The organism is Dinoroseobacter sp. S124A (assembly GCF_049801015.1).
In the GTDB taxonomy this organism is placed as follows: domain Bacteria; phylum Pseudomonadota; class Alphaproteobacteria; order Rhodobacterales; family Rhodobacteraceae; genus Dinoroseobacter.
Genome location: NZ_JBNAGD010000005.1, coordinates 223,509 through 241,965 on the forward strand (window position 1 = coordinate 223,509; position 18,457 = coordinate 241,965).

At 65.0% G+C, this 18,457-nt stretch carries 15 protein-coding genes; 2 read left to right on the plus strand and 13 right to left on the minus strand.

From position 1 onward, the window contains the following. Positions 1 to 2 precede the first annotated feature (2 nt). The 5 genes from atpD to ACP15I_RS14195 all read right to left on the minus strand — a co-directional run bounded on the left by atpD (position 3) and on the right by ACP15I_RS14195 (position 5,467). Positions 3 to 1,427 (minus strand): F0F1 ATP synthase subunit beta, encoded by a 1,425-nt coding sequence (gene atpD / locus ACP15I_RS14175; RefSeq protein WP_424975590.1) that lies wholly within the window; start codon positions 1,425 to 1,427, stop codon positions 3 to 5. Positions 1,428 to 1,445: 18 nt separating this feature from the next. Continuing rightward, the gene (locus tag ACP15I_RS14180) at positions 1,446 to 2,321 is read right to left on the minus strand and encodes a F0F1 ATP synthase subunit gamma (RefSeq protein ID WP_424965182.1); all 876 of its coding nucleotides are present in this window, start codon (positions 2,319 to 2,321) and stop codon (positions 1,446 to 1,448) included. 12 nt (positions 2,322 to 2,333) lie between these two features. Continuing rightward, positions 2,334 to 3,872 (minus strand): F0F1 ATP synthase subunit alpha, encoded by a 1,539-nt coding sequence (atpA, locus tag ACP15I_RS14185; RefSeq protein ID WP_424965183.1) that lies wholly within the window; start codon positions 3,870 to 3,872, stop codon positions 2,334 to 2,336. Then, the gene (locus ACP15I_RS14190; RefSeq protein WP_424965184.1) at positions 3,873 to 4,439 is read right to left on the minus strand and encodes a F0F1 ATP synthase subunit delta; all 567 of its coding nucleotides are present in this window, start codon (positions 4,437 to 4,439) and stop codon (positions 3,873 to 3,875) included. A 281-nt stretch (positions 4,440 to 4,720) separates the two neighbouring features. Continuing rightward, a complete protein-coding gene (locus ACP15I_RS14195) occupies positions 4,721 to 5,467 on the minus strand; it encodes a class I SAM-dependent methyltransferase (protein ID WP_424965185.1) in 747 nt (248 codons plus the stop codon). A 531-nt stretch (positions 5,468 to 5,998) separates the two neighbouring features. On the opposite strand from ACP15I_RS14195, the gene clpA reads away from it, so the two are divergent. After that, positions 5,999 to 8,326 (plus strand): ATP-dependent Clp protease ATP-binding subunit ClpA, encoded by a 2,328-nt coding sequence (clpA, locus tag ACP15I_RS14200; RefSeq protein WP_424965186.1) that lies wholly within the window; start codon positions 5,999 to 6,001, stop codon positions 8,324 to 8,326. Between the two features lie 62 nt (positions 8,327 to 8,388). Here the strand turns inward: clpA and ACP15I_RS14205 are convergent, their stop codons facing one another. The 3 genes from ACP15I_RS14205 to ACP15I_RS14215 all read right to left on the minus strand — a co-directional run bounded on the left by ACP15I_RS14205 (position 8,389) and on the right by ACP15I_RS14215 (position 12,385). Beyond that, entirely contained in the window at positions 8,389 to 10,461 is a 2,073-nt protein-coding gene (locus ACP15I_RS14205) for a peptidoglycan -binding protein (protein WP_424975591.1), read from the minus strand. A gap of 3 nt (positions 10,462 to 10,464) precedes the next feature. Continuing rightward, the gene (locus ACP15I_RS14210) at positions 10,465 to 11,754 is read right to left on the minus strand and encodes a biopolymer transporter ExbB (protein ID WP_424975592.1); all 1,290 of its coding nucleotides are present in this window, start codon (positions 11,752 to 11,754) and stop codon (positions 10,465 to 10,467) included. An 88-nt stretch (positions 11,755 to 11,842) separates the two neighbouring features. Then, positions 11,843 to 12,385 (minus strand): gamma-glutamylcyclotransferase, encoded by a 543-nt coding sequence (locus tag ACP15I_RS14215; RefSeq protein WP_424975593.1) that lies wholly within the window; start codon positions 12,383 to 12,385, stop codon positions 11,843 to 11,845. 66 nt (positions 12,386 to 12,451) lie between these two features. Between ACP15I_RS14215 and ACP15I_RS14220 the strand changes: the two genes are divergently transcribed. Continuing rightward, the gene (locus tag ACP15I_RS14220) at positions 12,452 to 13,450 is read left to right on the plus strand and encodes a DUF2125 domain-containing protein (RefSeq protein WP_424975594.1); all 999 of its coding nucleotides are present in this window, start codon (positions 12,452 to 12,454) and stop codon (positions 13,448 to 13,450) included. Between the two features lie 15 nt (positions 13,451 to 13,465). On the opposite strand, the gene ACP15I_RS14225 is transcribed toward ACP15I_RS14220, so the two are convergent. From ACP15I_RS14225 to rpsD, 5 genes are all read right to left on the minus strand, one after another. After that, complete coding sequence (locus ACP15I_RS14225) at positions 13,466 to 14,290, minus strand: extensin family protein (protein WP_424975595.1); 825 nt, start codon at positions 14,288 to 14,290, stop codon at positions 13,466 to 13,468. Beyond that, positions 14,287 to 15,225 carry a prephenate/arogenate dehydrogenase family protein gene (locus ACP15I_RS14230; protein ID WP_424975596.1) on the minus strand — a complete coding sequence of 313 codons (939 nt, stop codon included), beginning with the start codon at positions 15,223 to 15,225 and terminating at the stop codon, positions 14,287 to 14,289. The genes ACP15I_RS14225 and ACP15I_RS14230 overlap by 4 nt, the downstream gene beginning before the upstream one ends. Next, positions 15,222 to 16,307, minus strand: coding sequence for a histidinol-phosphate transaminase (hisC, locus tag ACP15I_RS14235; RefSeq protein ID WP_424975597.1), 1,086 nt, complete (start codon positions 16,305 to 16,307; stop codon positions 15,222 to 15,224). The genes ACP15I_RS14230 and hisC overlap by 4 nt, the downstream gene beginning before the upstream one ends. A gap of 9 nt (positions 16,308 to 16,316) precedes the next feature. Beyond that, positions 16,317 to 17,735 (minus strand): homospermidine synthase, encoded by a 1,419-nt coding sequence (locus ACP15I_RS14240; RefSeq protein WP_424975598.1) that lies wholly within the window; start codon positions 17,733 to 17,735, stop codon positions 16,317 to 16,319. A gap of 87 nt (positions 17,736 to 17,822) precedes the next feature. Next, complete coding sequence (rpsD, locus tag ACP15I_RS14245) at positions 17,823 to 18,443, minus strand: 30S ribosomal protein S4 (protein ID WP_424965195.1); 621 nt, start codon at positions 18,441 to 18,443, stop codon at positions 17,823 to 17,825. Between the last annotated feature and the right edge of the window lie 14 nt (positions 18,444 to 18,457).

An 18,457-nucleotide genomic window follows, 5' to 3' on the forward strand; every position in this document is an offset into this window, starting at 1 on the left:
CCTTACGCCGCGTCTGCGGCCATGCGCTCGGCTTTGGCGATCACCTCGTCAATGCCGCCCACCATGTAGAAGGCGCCTTCCGGCAGGTGGTCGTACTCGCCCGCCACAACGGCCTTGAAGGACGCGATGGTGTCTTCGAGCGGCACCTGCACCCCGTCGGAGCCGGTGAACACTTTCGCCACGTCGAAGGGCTGCGAGAGGAAGCGCTGGATTTTCCGGGCGCGGGCCACGGTCAGCTTGTCCTCTTCGGACAGTTCGTCCATCCCGAGAATGGCGATGATGTCCTGCAGCGACTTGTAGCGCTGAAGGATCCCCTGAACCTCACGGGCCACGCCGTAATGCTCTTCGCCGACGATAGCCGGGTCCATGAGACGCGAGGTGGAGTCGAGCGGGTCCACGGCCGGGTAGATCCCGAGCTCGGAGATCGCACGCGACAGAACGGTCGTGGCGTCGAGGTGAGCAAAGGACGTGGCCGGCGCAGGGTCGGTCAGGTCGTCCGCAGGCACGTAGACGGCCTGCACCGAGGTGATCGAGCCGGACTTCGTGGAGGTAATCCGCTCCTGCATGGCGCCCATATCGGTGGCCAGTGTCGGCTGGTAGCCCACAGCGGAAGGAATACGACCCAGAAGCGCCGACACCTCGGAGCCCGCCTGCGTAAAGCGGAAGATGTTGTCCACGAAGAACAGAACGTCGGTCCCGGACTGGTCGCGGAACTGCTCGGCCAGGGTCAGACCGGTCAGAGCCACACGCATCCGGGCTCCCGGAGGCTCGTTCATCTGACCGTAAACAAGGGCCACCTGGCTCTTGGACAGGTCATCGGGGTTGATGACGTTGGATTCGATCATCTCGTGGTAGAGGTCGTTGCCCTCACGGGTCCGCTCGCCCACCCCCGCGAACACCGAGAAGCCCGAGTGCACTTTGGCGATGTTGTTGATCAGTTCCATGATGAGAACCGTCTTGCCCACACCGGCACCGCCGAACAGGCCGATCTTGCCGCCCTTGGCGTAGGGTGCGAGCAGGTCGATCACCTTGATGCCCGTGGCGAGCACGGCGCTCTCGGTGGACTGCTCGTTGAACTCGGGCGCGTCCGCGTGGATCGAGCGGGTCTCGGTCGCTTCGACCGGGCCGCCTTCGTCCACGGGCTCACCCACCACGTTCAGGATCCGACCGAGGGTCGCGTTGCCCACGGGGATCGTGATCGGGCCGCCCGTGTCCTCAACCGCCTGCCCGCGCACGAGCCCTTCGGTTGCGTCCATGGCGATCGCGCGCACGGTGTTTTCGCCGAGGTGCTGGGCCACTTCGAGGACCAGCCGCTTCCCATTGTTGTCCGTCGTCAGAGAGTTCAGGATTTCCGGCAGGGCATCCTCGAACTGCACGTCGACAACGGCGCCGATCACCTGAGTGATTTTGCCTTTAGCATTTGCCATTTGATGTCTCCGGTTCCGTTAGAGCGCCTCGGCGCCCGAAATGATTTCGATAAGCTCGTTGGTGATGACGGCCTGACGCGAGCGGTTGAACTCGATGGTCAGTTTGTCGATCATCTCGCCGGCATTGCGCGTCGCGTTGTCCATGGCGCTCATGCGAGCCCCCTGTTCGGACGCGCCGTTCTCCAGCAGAGCTGCGAAAATTTGCGTTGCGACCCCGCGCGGCAGAAGATCGGCCAGAATGGCCTCTTCGGACGGCTCGTAGTCATAGAGCGTGGCGTCTCCGCCCTCTTCAGGGGCATCGAAGGAGGCCGGGATGATCTGCTGCGCGGTCGGGATCTGGCTGATCACCGACTGGAATTGCGCATAAAAGATCGTCGCGACATCGAACTCTTCGGCGTCGAAGCGGGACAGCAGGTCCTGCGCGATATCGGCAGCATTGTCATAGCCGATCCGCTTGACCTCGGAGAGATCCACGTGACCGACGAAATACTCGCCCAGATCGCGCTTGATCGCCTCGCGGCCCTTCTTGCCGACGGTCAGGATCTTGACCGTCTTGCCCGCTGCGATGAGCTCCTGTGCATGGGTCCGGGCGAGCTTGGCAATGGACGAGTTGAACCCGCCGCACAAACCCCGCTCCGCGGTCATGACCACCAGAAGCTGCACCTGATCGCTGCCCGAGCCCACGAGGAGCTTGGGACCGCTATCGCCATCGCCGACCGATGCCGCAAGCCCGCCGAGCACGGCATTGAACCGCTCGGTATAGGGGCGCGAGGCCTCGGCCGCATCCTGGGCCCGCCGCAGTTTTGCGGCGGCCACCATCTGCATGGCCTTCGTGATCTTCCGAGTGCTTTTCACACTCTCGATCCTGTTTTTGAGGTCCTTAAGACTTGGCATGTCTCAGACCCCTTACGCGAAGGTCGCGGCGTATTCGTCGAGCGCGGCCTTGATCTTGTCCTCGGCGTCCCCTTTGATTTTCGGGTCTTCCTTGGTGATCATGTCGAGAACCGCGGAATGCTTGCCGCGCAGATGCGCCAGAAGCCCGGCTTCGTAACGCCCCACATCCTTGACGTCGATCTTGTCGAGATAGCCCTTGGTACCTGCATAGATCACGCATACGATCTCGGCATTGGTCAGCGGCGAGTACTGCGGCTGCTTCATCAGCTCGGTCAGACGCGCACCACGGTTCAGCAGCTGCTGGGTCGCGGCGTCGAGGTCGGAGCCAAACTGGGCAAAGGCCGCCATCTCGCGGTACTGGGCCAGTTCCAGTTTCACCGGACCCGCAACCGACTTCATCGAGTTGGTCTGGGCCGAGGAGCCCACACGCGACACCGACAGGCCGGTGTTCACGGCCGGGCGGATGCCTTGGTAGAACAGCTCGGTTTCGAGGAAGATCTGACCGTCGGTGATCGAGATCACGTTGGTCGGAATAAACGCGGACACGTCGCCACCCTGGGTTTCGATGATCGGCAGAGCCGTCAGCGAACCGTTGCCGCTGTCATCGCCGAGCTTCGCAGACCGCTCGAGCAGGCGGGAGTGGAGGTAGAACACGTCGCCCGGATAGGCTTCGCGGCCCGGCGGGCGGCGCAGCAGCAGGGACATCTGACGATAGGACACGGCCTGCTTGGACAGGTCATCATAGATGATCAGCGCGTGACGGCCATTGTCGCGGAAATGCTCGGCCATGGCGGTCGCGGCATAGGGTGCCAGGAACTGCATCGGCGCCGGGTCGGAGGCGGTGGCCGCCACGACGATCGAGTAGTCGATCGCGCCGCTCTCTTCGAGCTTCTTCACCAGCTGGGCCACGGTGGACCGCTTCTGGCCCACGGCGACATAGACGCAGTAGAGCTTCTGGCTCTCGTCGTCGCCTGCGGCTTCGTTGTAGGATTTCTGGTTCAGGATCGCGTCCAGAGCCACGGCGGTCTTGCCGGTCTGACGGTCACCAATGATCAGCTCGCGCTGGCCACGGCCGATCGGGATCATCGCGTCCACGGATTTCAGGCCGGTCGCCATGGGCTCGTGCACGGATTTACGCGGGATGATGCCCGGCGCTTTCACGTCTGCGATGCCGCGCTTGGTAGCGCCGATCGGACCCTTGCCGTCCAGCGGGTTGCCGAGACCGTCCACAACACGACCCAGCAGCTCGTCACCGATCGGCACGTCCACGATGGAATTGGTGCGCTTGACGGTGTCGCCTTCTTTAATGTCGCGGTCGGAGCCGAAGATCACGATACCGACATTGTCGACTTCCAGGTTCAGAGCCATCCCGCGGATGCCGCCCGGGAATTCGACCATTTCACCGGCCTGCACATTGTCCAGCCCGTGGACACGCGCGATGCCGTCACCGACGCTGAGCACGCGGCCCACCTCAGCGACTTCGGCTTCCTGGCCAAAGTTCTTGATCTGCTCCTTGAGGATCGCAGAGATTTCGGCAGCTTGGATTCCCATTTACCCGACCTCTTTCATTGTATTCTGGAGTGCATTGAGCTTCGCGCGGATCGAGGTGTCGATCATCTTCGAGCCCATCTTGACGACAAGACCGCCGATAAGGGCGCTATCGACGGTCGTATTCACTTTAACGGTTTTGCTGGCGGAGGCGCTGAGCACCTTGGTCAGCTCTGCCAGATTCTCGGCGCTGAGCGGCTGAGCGGAGGTGACATCGGCGGTAATCTCGCCCTTCTCCTCGGCAATGCGCGCGCGCAGGCTCGCGACAAGCTGCGGCAGCACAAAGAGACGACGCTTGCCGGCCATCAGTGTCAGCGCATTCGCGAGCGTCTCGAGGAGCCCCATTTTCTTGGCAAGCGCGGCGATGGCAGCGCCCTGTTCGTCGCGGCTATACACCGGCGACGAGATCAGGTCGCGGAACTCCGCGCTGTCCTTGAGCGCGGCGTCGAGCGTGTCTGCACCCGCCTCCAACGCGCTGAGGTTGTTTTCTTCCTTGGCCAGTTCAAAGATCGCTGTCGCATAACGATCAGCGATACCGGAGGAGATCGAAGCTGAGTCTGACACGTCCACCCTTCCGCTGTCTGTGCCGCACGGAGATGGAGGTTCCGTGGCAGCCGCTTGAGGAACTCGCTGGACGCAAGTTCCGGAATTTCCCGGCGGAAATAACAGACCCCCCCACCTGCCGCAACTCTGTTAGTATTTGTGATCACTACCGAAAACTACTTAGTTTCAAGTCGTTAGGTTTAAACCCTTGAGAGCGCGACACTTTGAAGCTTGAATATTGACGGATCGGCTCGGAGTGTTAGCGCCCGAAGAGTGAATCGCTCTACCTCCGGTGGATTCGGTGGCGATCAAATCGGCTTGACCCCCGAGGCGGGTATCCCCTCCAGAACCTGAAGCGGTCGGCGCAGTCGCGTGGCCCGGTCCGCGAAGGTTGGCTCCTGCATCTGCTTCGACACCTCGACCAGAAAAACACCCCCCGCAAAGCGCGTCGGCAGGTATTGTCCCAGCTTTTCGCACGCCGCCGTGGAGCGCAGCCAGAACCGCTTTTCGCTGGGCGGGGTAAAGAGTGCGGAGGCGTGACGCTCATTGACGAACCCATGATCGCTGAGCTGCGCCTCAAGCTGACCGAGGCTGTAGGGCCGTCCATAGCCGAAGGGCGTGCCATCGCGCCGGGACCAGAGCCCCGCACGGTTTGGCACCACGAACAGCCCCCGCCCGCCGGAGGCCAGCACGCGCCAGCATTCCGCCAGAAGCGCGGCGGGCGTCTCGGACGTCTCCAGCCCGTGCAGCAGCACCAGCTTGTCGACACTGCCGGTCTCCAGAGGCCAAGAGCGCTCGTCACAGAGCACCGAGATATTCGGCATCCCCGCGGGCCAGGGCATCACGCCTTGCGGCCCGGGCATCAGCCCCACCACCCGGCGCGCATCGGCGAGATAGGGCCGCAGAAGCGGCACCGCGAAGCCGAAGCCTGCCACGGTCTCGCCCGCAGCCTTGGGCCAAAGGCTCAGCATCCCGTTGCGAATGGCCGCCTGCGCGACGCGTCCCAGCCGCGTGCGATAGTAGAACTGGCGCAGATCAAGAACGTCGAGGTGCAAACGCGGTCTCACAAAGAAAGGACGGTCGCGCACGCCGCTTCTTGAACGTGCTCACACCATTATTAACTACATGGCCCGGGCGGAACGGCAAAGAAATAGCGCCTCCTTCGCCCGGCGATGTTGTCGCGGCCCCTGACGCCTCAGCCTGATCACGACCGGTGATCCGCCGGTCAGGGCCTTGGACCTGTTGCCGCAAGACATCAATTTGCACAAAATATAGGCACAACCCCGGTATGGATCCGGCGCCTGCCCCCGAAACCTGCCGAGACATCTCGTCTCAAAACACCCGCGATTGCCGCCCGGCCAGATCCTCCCGCGCGGTTTTCCGCCAGAGAATACCCGTAAATCGGGAAAAAACGCGCAACGCCCGCGAAAGCGCGCGCCTGCCCTCTGGCTGATCACGAATGGGGTGAGACGGCGCTTTTAAGGAAAAAAACCTTGAAGCGCGCCAAAGAACACCGAACTTTAATGGATAAGGGAAATGGTCACGGAAACAGCCCCCATCCGTGGCCCCAATGAAAGGAGCTCCCGGTGCCTTCGTTTTCAAATACGCTCGAACAGGCAATCCACACCGCGCTCGCCCAGGCCAATGCACGTCGCCATGAGCTGGCGACGCTCGAGCATCTGCTTTTGGCGCTCATAGATGAGCCGGATGCTGCCAAGGTGATGAAAGCCTGCAATGTCGATCTGGACGCTCTGCGCCAGACCCTCGAAACCTTCATCGAAGACGATCTCTCGACCCTGGCTACAGATGTCGAAGGATCCGAAGCCGTGCCCACCGCCGCGTTCCAGCGGGTGATCCAGCGCGCAGCGATCCATGTGCAATCCTCCGGACGGCAGGAAGTGACCGGTGCGAATGTGCTCGTCGCGATCTTTGCCGAGCGGGAATCCAACGCGGCCTATTTCCTGCAGGAGCAGGACATGACCCGCTATGACGCGGTGAACTTCATCGCCCATGGCGTGGCCAAGAACCCAAGCTTCGGGGAATCCCGTCCGGTCTCCGGTGCCTCGGACATGGATGAGGAGGCGACCGCCGCCGCCGATCAGGGCGGGGAGGAAAAGGAATCCGCCCTCGCCAAGTATTGCGTCGATCTCAACGCCAAGGCCCGCAAGGGCGATGTCGACCCGCTGATCGGGCGCGACGGCGAGGTGGAACGCTGCATTCAGGTGCTGTGCCGCCGGCGCAAGAACAACCCGCTGCTTGTGGGTGATCCGGGCGTCGGCAAGACCGCCATCGCAGAAGGGCTCGCACGCAAGATCGTGCAGGCGGAAACGCCGGAGGTTCTGCAAGGGGCCACGATCTACAGCCTCGACATGGGCGCGCTGCTCGCCGGGACCCGCTATCGCGGGGATTTCGAAGAGCGTCTGAAAGCCGTTGTGACCGAGCTCGAGGATCACCCGGATGCGGTGCTGTTCATCGACGAGATCCACACGGTGATCGGCGCGGGCGCAACCTCGGGCGGGGCGATGGATGCCTCGAACCTGCTCAAGCCTGCCCTGCAGGGCGGCAAGCTGCGCTGCATGGGCTCGACCACCTACAAGGAATTCCGCCAGCACTTCGAAAAGGACCGCGCCCTGAGCCGCCGGTTCCAGAAGATCGATGTGACGGAGCCTTCGGTCGAGGATGCGGTCAAGATCCTCAAGGGTCTCAAGCCCTATTTCGAGGATCACCACGCGATCAAGTACACCTCCGACGCGATCAAGACCGCGGTGGAGCTGTCGGCGCGCTATATCAACGACCGCAAGCTGCCGGATAAGGCGATCGACGTGATCGACGAAGCCGGGGCGGCCCAGCATCTGGTGGCAGAGAGCAAGCGGCGCAAGACCATCGGCGCCAAGGAGATCGAGGCCGTGGTGGCCAAGATCGCCCGGATCCCGCCGAAGAGCGTGTCCAAGGATGATGCCGAGGTTCTCAAGGATCTCGAGGTCACCCTGAAGCGCGTGGTCTTTGGTCAGGACAAGGCGATCGAGGCGCTGAGCTCCGCGATCAAACTGGCCCGGGCCGGCCTGCGCGAGCCCGAGAAGCCCATCGGCAACTATCTCTTTGCGGGTCCCACCGGGGTCGGCAAGACCGAGGTCGCCAAGCAGCTTTCGGATACGCTGGGCGTCGAGCTTCTGCGCTTTGACATGTCCGAATACATGGAGAAGCACGCGGTCAGCCGTCTGATCGGGGCGCCTCCGGGCTATGTCGGCTTCGATCAGGGCGGCCTGCTGACCGATGGCGTGGACCAGCACCCCCATTGCGTGCTGCTGCTCGACGAGATCGAGAAGGCGCATCCGGATGTCTACAACATCCTGCTGCAGGTGATGGATCACGGGACCCTGACCGACCACAACGGCCGGACCGTGGATTTCCGCAATGTGATCCTGATCATGACGTCGAATGCCGGGGCCGCCGAGCAGGCCAAGGCCGCGATCGGCTTCGGGCGCGATCGGCGCGAGGGCGAGGACACCGCCGCGATCGAGCGGACCTTCACGCCTGAGTTCCGCAACCGTCTGGACGCAGTGATCAGCTTCGCGCCTCTCGGCAAGGAGATCATCCTGCAGGTGGTCGAGAAGTTCGTGCTGCAGCTCGAAGCGCAGCTCTTGGATCGCAACGTCACCATCGAGCTTACGCCGGAGGCTGCCCAGCTTCTGGGGGACAAGGGCTATGACGACAAGATGGGCGCGCGCCCGCTGGGTCGTGTCATTCAGGAGCAGATCAAGAAGCCGCTGGCCGAGGAACTGCTCTTTGGCAAGCTCGCCAAGGGCGGTGTCGTGAAGGTGGCCGTCAAGGATGGCGAGATCGACCTGCAGATCGAGCCGATTGGCGCGCCGCGCCTGTCGAGCAAGAAGCCACCGCTTCTCACTGCGGATTGATCCCCCCACAGAACGCAAAAAGCCCGGTCCAACGACCGGGCTTTTTTTAGCCTCCGCCGCGCCTATTTCTCGGTGAATTTCAGCTCGATCCGACGGTTGAGCGCGCGGCCCTCGGGTGTGTCCGCGAGGCTCACGGGCTGGTACTCCCCAAAGCCCGTGGGCGCGAGCCGCCCGGGCGGGATGCCGAGATCCTCGATCATATAGCGCACCACCGACAGAGCGCGGCCCTGGCTCAGCTCCCAGTTATCAGCGTATTTGCCACCGCCGAAGATCGGCACGTTGTCCGTATGGCCGTCGACCCGCAGCACCCAGTCGATCCCTGACGGGATCCGATCCGCCACCTCGCGCAGAATGCCCGCGACCTTGGCCACTTCGGCCTGCCCCTGCTCCGAAAGCTCCACCGCGCCGGTGTCAAACAACACCGAGGACGAGAACACGAACCGGTCCCCTGAGATCCGCACTCCCTCCTGATCGCCCAGAAGATCGCGCAACTGACCGAAGAATTCCGAGCGGAACCGTTCAAGGTTCTGCGCCTCGGCCTCCAGACGCAGGCGCTCGGCCTCTTCGAGATTGGCACGGGCGCGCTGTTCCGCAGCCACCCGGGCAAGCGCAGTGTTCAGCTCGGTCCCCAGCGCCTGGATCTGCACCTGCGCCTCGGCATCCTTGGCATTGGCGACATCCAGCAGCCCCTGCAACCCGTTGAGCTGCGACCGCAGAGCCGCGACCTGCTCGTTGAGGACGGCGACGCGCCGGGCGTCTTCGGCTGACTGCGCCTCAACCTGGCTGAGCTGCCGTTGCGCCAGCCCGAGCAAAAGCCGGTCGCGCTGTGCCGCGGTCAGGCGCTGGGACAGATCCTCCGCCCGGGCGCTCGCGTCGGCCAACTCGCCAGACAGCTGTTCCCGCGCGAGTTCGGCGGCGGCGAGCTTGGTCAGCGTGTCCTCCGCCTCCTGACGACGTTCCTCCAGCGCGAGGGTCATCGCGGTCAGTTCCGCATCGGCATTCTCGAGCCGCGCGCGCAGCGCTTCGGCCGCGGCGGCCTCGGCCAAACGTGCTGCTTCGGCTTCGCTCAGCGCGCCCTCGCTGGTATCCAACCGGGCGCGCAGGGCTTCGGCGGCGGCCAGTTCCGCCAGGCGCACGGCCTCTGCCGCGTCCAGCTCGGCGCTTTGATCCGCCACCGTGGCGCGCAACTCCTCCAGCCGGGCGAGATCCTCCAGCCGGGACAGCTCGGCCGCGTCGAGGGCTGCGGCCTGATCGGCCACGGTCTCGCGCAGCTCGGCAAGCCGTGCCTGTGCTTCGAGCCGGGCCAACTCCGCCGCATCAAAGGCCTCGGTCTGGCTGGCCAGATCCGCCTCAAGGGCCGCACGCCGGGCTGCCTCATTTTCCAACCCGATCTCTGCATCGGACAGGGCACTGCGCAGGGCGAGCTGATCCGCCTCCGCCGCCGCGATCTGCGCGAGCAGGGTGCTCAGCCGGGTTTCCTGCGCGGCTTGTTCCGCCTGCAGATCCGCCACCAGTGCCTCCAGCGCGTCCGACCGCGCCGCGGCGAGACGCGCGGCCTCGACCTGACTGTCCATCTCGGTGCGCATGCGCGCCAGGGCGAGGTTCAGGGCCTCGGCCTCGCTGAGCGCCACGTCGCGGGCGGCCTCCACTTCGGCGAGGCTGGCCGACAGGCTGTCTCGTTCGCCCGTGCGGTCCGACAGGGTCTGGCCAAGGGACTGGTTCTCGGACAAGAGCGCCGCGACCCGATCCTCGAACCCCGAGATCCGGGCATCGCGCTCGGCAATCGCGGCCTCTGCCGTATCGATTTGCGCCGTCAGCGTCGCGATCAGCGTGTCCTGCGCCAGCGCCTGCGCCTCGGCATCATCCAGCGTCGCCGACAGCGCGCCAACCGTCTCTGACAGGGTCTGGGTCCGCGTGCGTTCGAGCCCCAGCGCGTCGGCCAGATCCGAGAGCTGCACCGTGAGGCTGTCAAGCTCCGTATCCTTGACCTCGATCTGCTCGCTGAGCACCGATTGCATGACCATGAAAATTGTCAGAACAAAGAACAGCACCAGCAACAGCGCCGTCATCGCATCCACGAACCCCGGCCAGATGTTGCCCGTGGAGCGTTGGTTGAACCGGCGCGTCACGGCCATGGATCAGCGCTCTTCGTTGGGGTCAACGGGGCGGCGGGCGCGCAGCACGGCCTCTTCGGGATCGAAATCGTCGTGCAGAACCGTGCGCAGGGCCTCGGCGGCCACCGCGGTCGGGTCGCTGACGCCCGAGCGCGCGGCCTGCTTCACGGTCATGTTGAGCGAGGCGAGATCACCGCGCAGCTCGGATACGGTTTCCTGTCGCCCGGCGGACATCTCCTCGAGGATCCGCAGAAGCTGCACATCGATGCTGCGCAGGCGCATCCGGCTTTCCGCGTCGATCCCGTCATGGCCGGATGTGATCTGCTGTTCCAGAAGGTTGCCCAGCCGCTCCTGACTTTCGGCCACACGTTCCAGCGCCGCCGTCGTCTGGTCGTTTCGCCCCAGTTGCGAGGTCAGCGAGGTCACCGACTGCGCCACGCCCACCAGCCTCTGGTCCAGCCGGGTCGCGCGTTCATCGGCCTGCACGAAGAGGTCCTGCAGGGATTCAATCTGCGCCACCATGTGGTCCAGAACCTGGGCCACGATATCCATGTCGAAGCCGCCGCCCTCGACCTCGGAGGAGGCAAAGCCGACCTTGGTGATGGTGGACAGCCATTCCTCCAGCTCGCGGTAGAACCGGTTCTGCCCATGTCCGACGAAGAGCTCCAGCAGCCCGACCACAAGCGAGCCCGCCAGCCCCAGCAGGGACGACGCGAAGGCCGTGCCCATGCCGCCCAGCTGTGCCTCGAGCCCGGTCATCAAGCGGCCAAAGACCGCCACACCGCCCTCGCCTTCGGACGGATCGAGCGAGCGGATCGTCTCAACCACCGCAGGGACAGTCGTCGCAAGGCCATAGAACGTGCCCAAAAGTCCGAGAAAAATCAGAAGATTGACGATGTATCGCGTGATATCCCGCGCCTCGTCGATCCGGGTGGCCACAGACTCGAGGATCGAGCGCGAGGAGTTCGCGCTGAGCTGCATCCGCGCCTTGCGCGACCCCAGCAGCCCTGCCAGCGAGCCCACGAGCCGCGGTGCCGTCACCCGCGAGGCAGACGGCACGCCATTGGCGAAATTCTCGATCCAGCGCACCGCCGAGGACAATTGCAGCAGTTGCAGCAGGCAGGACATCACCCCGGCCACGAAGACCAGAACGATCACCCCGTTGAGATAGGGATTGGCGAGAAAGATCGGCGCGACCCGCGGATAGGCCAGCCAGCCTCCGGCCCCGACAAGTCCCAGCACCATCAGCATCAGCAGGAACTGACGTGTCGGGCGACCGAACAAGCGTCGCGCGCGGGGTTCCGGAGTGTCCATTCTCGAAGCCTTTTTGCCGGGTCTTGCGGAAACGATACGCGCTACGTCTCCTATTGCAAGTTGCGACATACCTGTTTTCCGGCTCAGGTCAAAGAGTTGAGGGCAATTCCTCGACCCGTGCGACCAGCCAGGCCAGGTCCGGATCGCGCAATCCGATCTCGCGCAAATGGGACTCGGTGTTGCGCAGATACTCGGTATTGGGTCCCCGCCCGCCCACGGCCCGGGCGATGATCTGCGCCTGATCCTCCAAAGGCAGGTTGCCGCAATACTGCACATGGGCCTGATCGACCACGTATGTCACCGCCGTCACGGCGCGGCCATCGCGCAAGGTCACCGGGGCGGTGATCTCCAGATAGGCCGACGAGACCAGCTCGCGCTCGCGCAGGGCGGCCATGGTCTCGGCCTCGGTGCCCGGGACCACGCGGAAGGCCACCCCGTCGCAATAGCTGTCGGGCGCGGTGTCCAGCGCCAGGACCAGTCCGGGGTCGGTCTCGGTCCCGCGATGGTGGATCGAGCGCATGCAAAAGGACCGGTGCCATCCGTCGAGCCGGGCAATCCCCTGCTCGGCCACCGGAAATTCCGGGTTCCAGATCAGCGATCCGTATCCAAAGACCCAAAGGGGCGCGTCCATTCTCTGGTCCTCCATGCTGCGCGCGGTTAAACAGCAGCACGTGCTCCGAGGGAAGGGAAAACCCCGATGAAATGGCTCCTGGGAATCTGTGCCGCAGCGGCGCTGGGATGGTTCGCTTATTGGTTTGTTGGCGCCTCGGCGCTGGAACGCAGTCTGACCGCCTGGTTCGAGGATCGCCGCGCCGAAGGCTGGCAGGTCGAGTGGACCGAGCTTGAGGTGCGCGGCTTTCCGAACCGGTTCGACACGGTGCTGACCGAGCCCGCCCTGGCGGATCCGGGCACCGGGATCGCCTGGGAGGCGCCGTTCTTTCAGCTTCTGGCGCTCAGCTACCAGCCCAACAAGGTGATTGCGGTCTTTCCCAACACCCAGACGATCTCGACCCCGCTGGGCCGGTCGCAGCTCGACAGCTCGAAAATGCAGGCCTCGCTGCATCTCGGGGCGAGTGCGCGCCTGCCCCTGCAGAGCGCGATCTTCGTGGCCGACGCGCCCGAGCTGAGCAGTGGCATCGGCCGGACCCGGGCCCAGACCCTGCGGCTGGCCATGCGCGCCACCGAGGGCGCGCCCCAGACCTATGACATTGGGGTCGAGGCGCTGAGCTTTGCCCTGCCCGTGGCGATCAAGCGACGGCTGGATCCCGGCGAGCTGCTGCCCGCTGCTCTGGAGACCCTGCGCTTGGATGCGGTGGTGCGATTTGACCGGGACTGGGATCTGGACGCAATTGAAACGCGCCGCCCCCAGCCCCGCGAGATCACCCTGAACGAGGCCCGCGCGGCATGGGGGCCGCTGGGGTTGCGTGCGGTTGGGGCGCTTGAGATCGACGACCGCGGACGCGCCAGTGGCGAGCTGACGATCAAGGCGAGCAACTGGCGCGATATCCTGCAGGTGGCGGAACGCTCCGGGCTGGTGCCCAGCGCGTTCTTGCCCCTGATGGAGCGCGGGCTGGAGGCGCTGGCCGGATTGTCCGGGCCGGAGACCTCGCTCGACATTCCGCTGACCCTGCGTGACGGGCAGATGCGGCTGGGCTTTCTGTCCCTCGGGCAGGCCCCGCGCTTCGTCCTGCGCTAGCCGTCTCCGAAACCCTCAGCGGCAATAGGGCCCGCTGCGGTAGCGTGCGACGTCGAAATGGAAGTGGTCCTTGTGGTAACGGTCCGCCTCAGGGCCAAGCACCGTGCCAAAGGGACCGCAGGCCGCCTGATGCATCTGGCGCAGCATCCTGCCCTGTTTGCGATCATCCCAGCCCTTGAGGACGGTGATCGCCGTTCCATCCTTGAGCATGATGGCCGAGATGTCGATCGCCTTGCCCTTGCCATGCTCCGAGATCTTGGCCCCGACCTTGTGGTTCCGGGTCCGGCAGCTGTAATGGGCCGCCACGCGCAGCTCGGCAACCCCGCCACCCGTGCGCTTCACCGCCGGTTTGACGCCCGTATCGACCCAGCGCCGCAGGGCCTCGGCGGCCTCGCATGTCATGGTCGACGCGGTGGAGAGGCGCACGCCCTCAACCTCGACCACCTGCACCGCGTTGCGCACGCCGCAGCCGCGCAGACGCCCGGCAATGTCGGGCACGGACCGTCCGAGGATCTGACGACTGCCGCAAATGCGACCGACTTTCGACGGTGTGCCCTGGGGGCGGGTGACCTGCACCCGGGCCGGGCGCGGTTTCAGGGTCCCTCGGGGGGTCGGGCGGGGCGAGACCCGCAAGCTGGGCAGGCTCGCGGCCTGGATCGCCCGGCTCGTATCGACCAGAGGCAAGGCGGGGCGCGGCACCGGCACGAAACGCTCGGCGACCTGCGACAGGATCACCGCCTCGGTGCGCGGTGCCGGGCGGGGGGACCGGTCGAGCGCCAGCGCGGGCAGGCTCAGCGCGGCCAGAACCGCCGCCAGAACCGCGCCGCGCCCGAGGCTCATTCCGCCGGAGCCTTGGTCTTGGCGGTGGGAACCCGGCCAAAATCCGGGGCATCCGTGTCCTGACCTGCGTCGATGATCCCCCGCCGGATCGCGCGGGTGCGGGTGAAATAGTCGTGCAGGTGATCACCATCCTCGGTGCGGATCGCCCGTTGCAGCGCGAAGAGCTCTTCGGTGAAACGTCCGAGGATCTCGAGCGTGGCGGCCTTGTTGGTCAGGAACACGTCCCGCCACATGGTCGGATCCGAGGCCGCGATCCGGGTAAAATCCCGGAACCCCGCCGCGGAATACTTGATCACCTCGCTATCGGTCACCCGGCGCAGGTCATCGGCCACACCCACCATCGTGTACGCGATCAGGTGGGGCGCATGGCTCGTGACCGCGAGCACCAGATCATGATGGGCCGGGTCCATCACATCGACATTGCTGCCCAGCTCTTCCCAATAGGTTCTCAGCCGCGCGAGCTCTGCTGGATCGCTCCCCTCGGCGGGCACGAGGATGCACCATTTGTTGTCGAAGAGCTCGGCAAAGCCCGAGCGCGGCCCCGAATGCTCGGTCCCGGCGAGCGGGTGGCCGGGAATGAAATGGACGCCCTCGGGGATATGCGGGGCCACGGCCTCGATCACTGCGGCTTTGACCGAGCCCACATCCGTGACCACAGCCCCCGGTTTGAGAACCGGAGCGATCTCGGCGGCCACAGCCCCCATGGCGCCCACGGGCACGCAGAGCACCACGAGATCCGCATCGCGCACCGCCTCGGCCGCACTGTCACAGACCGTGTCCACGAGCCCGATCTCGGCGGCGGTCGCCCGGGTCTCGGCACTGCGGGCATAGCCCGAGATCTCGCCCGCAAGCCCGGCACGACGCGTGGCATGGGCCATGGAGCCTGCGATCAGGCCGAGCCCGATCAACGCGATCTTGGGGTAGATGACGCTCATGGCCTGTGCTCCTTGAAGGCGGCGACCCCCGCGACCAGCGCCCGGCAGCTTTCCTCGTCGCCCACGGTCATCCGCAGGGCCGAGGGCAGCTTGTAACCCGTCACCCGCCGCACGATCAGGCCGCGCGCCTTGAGAAAGGCGTCGCAAGCCCCGGCTTCCTCGGGGCTGGCAAAGCGCGCGAGGATGAAATTGGCCGAGGAGGTGTCCGAGGGCACGCCCAGCGCCGCCAGCTCCGTCGCGAGCCAGCTGCGCCACTTGGCATTCTCGGCCCGGCACTGGTCGGTATAGTCCGTGTCAAGCACGGCAGCTTCGGCGGCGGCCAGCGCCCCAGTCGAGAGGTTGAACGGGCCCCGCACCCGGTGGAGCACATCCACCAGCGCCTTGGGCCCATAGCCCCAGCCCACGCGCAGGGCCCCCAGACCATAGATTTTCGAGAAGGTCCGGGTCATCACCACATTCTCGCGGCTCTCGACCAGCGCGAGCCCGGCATCGTAATCCGGCACATATTCCGCATAGGCCCCGTCGAGCACCAACAGACAGCCCTCGGGCAACCCGTCCGCGAGCCGGCCCAGGGCATTGCCCCCGATCATGGTGCCGGTCGGGTTGTTCGGATTGGCGATGAACACCATCTTGGTGCGTGCCGTCACTGCGTCGAGAATGGCGTCCACATCCGTCACGCGCTCGCGTTCGGGCACCTCGACCGGGGTGCCCCCTGCGGCCAGCGTGCTGATCCGGTACATGGCAAAGCCATGCTCGGTATGGATCACCTCGTCCCCCGGGCCCACGTAGGCCTGGCAAAGAAAGGCAATGATCTCGTCCGAGCCCGCGCCGCAGATCACCCGCGCCGGATCCAGCCCGTTCACCTCGGCGATCGCCGCGCGCAGGGAGGCGTGATCGGTCGAGGGGTAGCGATGCAGGTTGGCCGCGGCCTCGGTATAGGCCGCGATGGCCCGCGGACTCGGCCCCAAAGGGTTCTCATTCGAGCTGAGCTTGATAACCTTCTCGACCCCCGCCACATGGGAGGCCCCGCCCTCGTAAAGCGCGATATCCATAATGCCAGGCTGCGGGGCGATCTGTGTCATATCAAACTCTTAGCGGACGAGGGTGTTCTGCAAGGCCCATGGCGTGTCCAATGCCAGGTCCTCGGGAAAGGGGCTATCGCGGTCCGTGAGGGGCGTCCAGTCGGTGTAATGTCCCTCCACCGGGCCGAGATAGGGCAGCTGCACTTCGAGACAGCGGGCATAATCCATCTCGTCGGTCTCGACGATCCCAGCATTCGGGTTCTCGAGCGCCCAGACCATGCCCGCAAGCACAGCCGAGGTGACCTGCAACCCGGTGGCGTTCTGGTCGGGCGCGAGCGTCTTGGTTTCCTCGTTCGAGAGCCGCGAGCCATACCACAGCGCGTTTTTCGCATGCCCATAGAGCAGCACGCCCAGCTCATCGATGCCGTCGGTGATCTCATCCACGTCAAAGATGTGGTGCGCGGTCTGGATCTGGCCGGATCCGAACATCTCATGCAGCGACAGCACCGCGTCATCGCAGGGATGATACGCATAATGGCAAGTCGGGCGGAACTCGGGGTGGTCCCCCTCCCCCACGGTGAAGTAATCGGCGATGGAGATCGCCTCGTTATGGGTCACGAGGAAGCCGAATTGCGGCCCGCGCGTTGGGCACCATGTGCGCACGCGGGTATCGGCCCCGGGCTGTTCGAGCCAGATCGCGGCCTTGCAGCCTGCCGCCTGCCGGTGGGCATTGGCGGGCATCCAGGGCTCGAAGGTGCCCCAGCCCATCTCGGAGGGTTGGTAGCCCTCGGCGATGAAGCCCTCCACCGACCATGTGTTGACAAAGACCTGATGGGGCTTGGCCTTGGCGCGCACCTGCGTGTCCCGCTCAGCGATATGCACGCCCTGTACACCCAGATCGCGCATGAGCGCAGCCCAGCCGTCGCGGGTCGTGGGCGCCTCGCTGGCGTGGCCGGTATCCTTGGCCAGCATCATCAGCCCGGCCTTGACGAACCACGACACCATGCCCGGGTTCGCCCCGCAGCAGGACACCGCCGTGGTCCCGCCCGGGCGCGCGGCCTTCTCGTCGCGCACAGCCTGCCGCAGCGCATAGTTGGTGCGCGCCGCATTATCGGCCGTGTCGAAATAGTAGCCTGCCCAGGGTTCGACCACGGTGTCGATGTAAGGAACCCCGATCTCGCGGCAGTGCTTCATCAGGTCGAGCGATGACGTATCCACCGAAAGGTTCACGCAGAACCCCTTGCCTTCGGGAAAGAGCGCGTTCAGCTCGTCGCGGTAATTCTCGGGCGTCAGCGCCACCTGCTTGTGGCGGATGCCCCGCGCCTTGAGGATCTCGACCCCCTCGGGCTTGGGTTCGACCACCAGAAACTGGTCGCGGTCATAGTCGAAATGCCGCTCGATCAGCGGCAGGGTCCCCTGCCCGATGGAGCCGAAGCCGATCATCACCACAGGGCCGTCGATGCGGCCATAGACGGGGTAGTCGGACATGGGGAGGCTCTCCTGCTCTGGACGGCAAACACAAAAAGGGCCGCGCTGGTCTCGCGCGGCCCTGAAAAGCGGTTATGCGCGAACGGATTAGTTCTGTGCGTAGTATTCGATCACGAGGTTCGGTTCCATCATCACCGGATAGGGCACATCTGCAAGACCCGGCGTGCGGACGAAGGTCGCTTTCATCTTGTTATGGTCGGCATCCACGTAGTCCGGCACGTCGCGCTCGGGCAGCTGGGTTGCCTCCAGCAGGGCGGCCATCTGGCGGGACTTCTCACGCACCTCGACGACGTCGCCTTCCTTGACGCGGTAGGACGGGATGTTCACGCGCTGACCGTTCACCAGGACATGGCCATGGTTCACGAACTGACGGGCGGCGAAGATGGTCGCGACGAACTTGGCGCGGTAGACCACGGCGTCCAGACGACGCTCCAGCAGACCGATCAGGTTCTCACCGGTATCGCCCTTCACCCGCTCGGCTTCGCCGTAGATGCGGCGGAACTGCTTCTCGGTGAGGTCGCCGTAATAGCCCTTGAGCTTCTGCTTGGCGCGCAGCTGCAGACCGAAGTCGGACATCTTCTGCTTGCGGCGCTGACCGTGCTGGCCCGGGCCATATTCGCGGCGATTGATCGGGGATTTCGGACGGCCCCAGATGTTCTCGCCCATGCGGCGGTCGATTTTGTACTTGGCAGACGTGCGTTTGGTCACGGCTGATCTCCTTC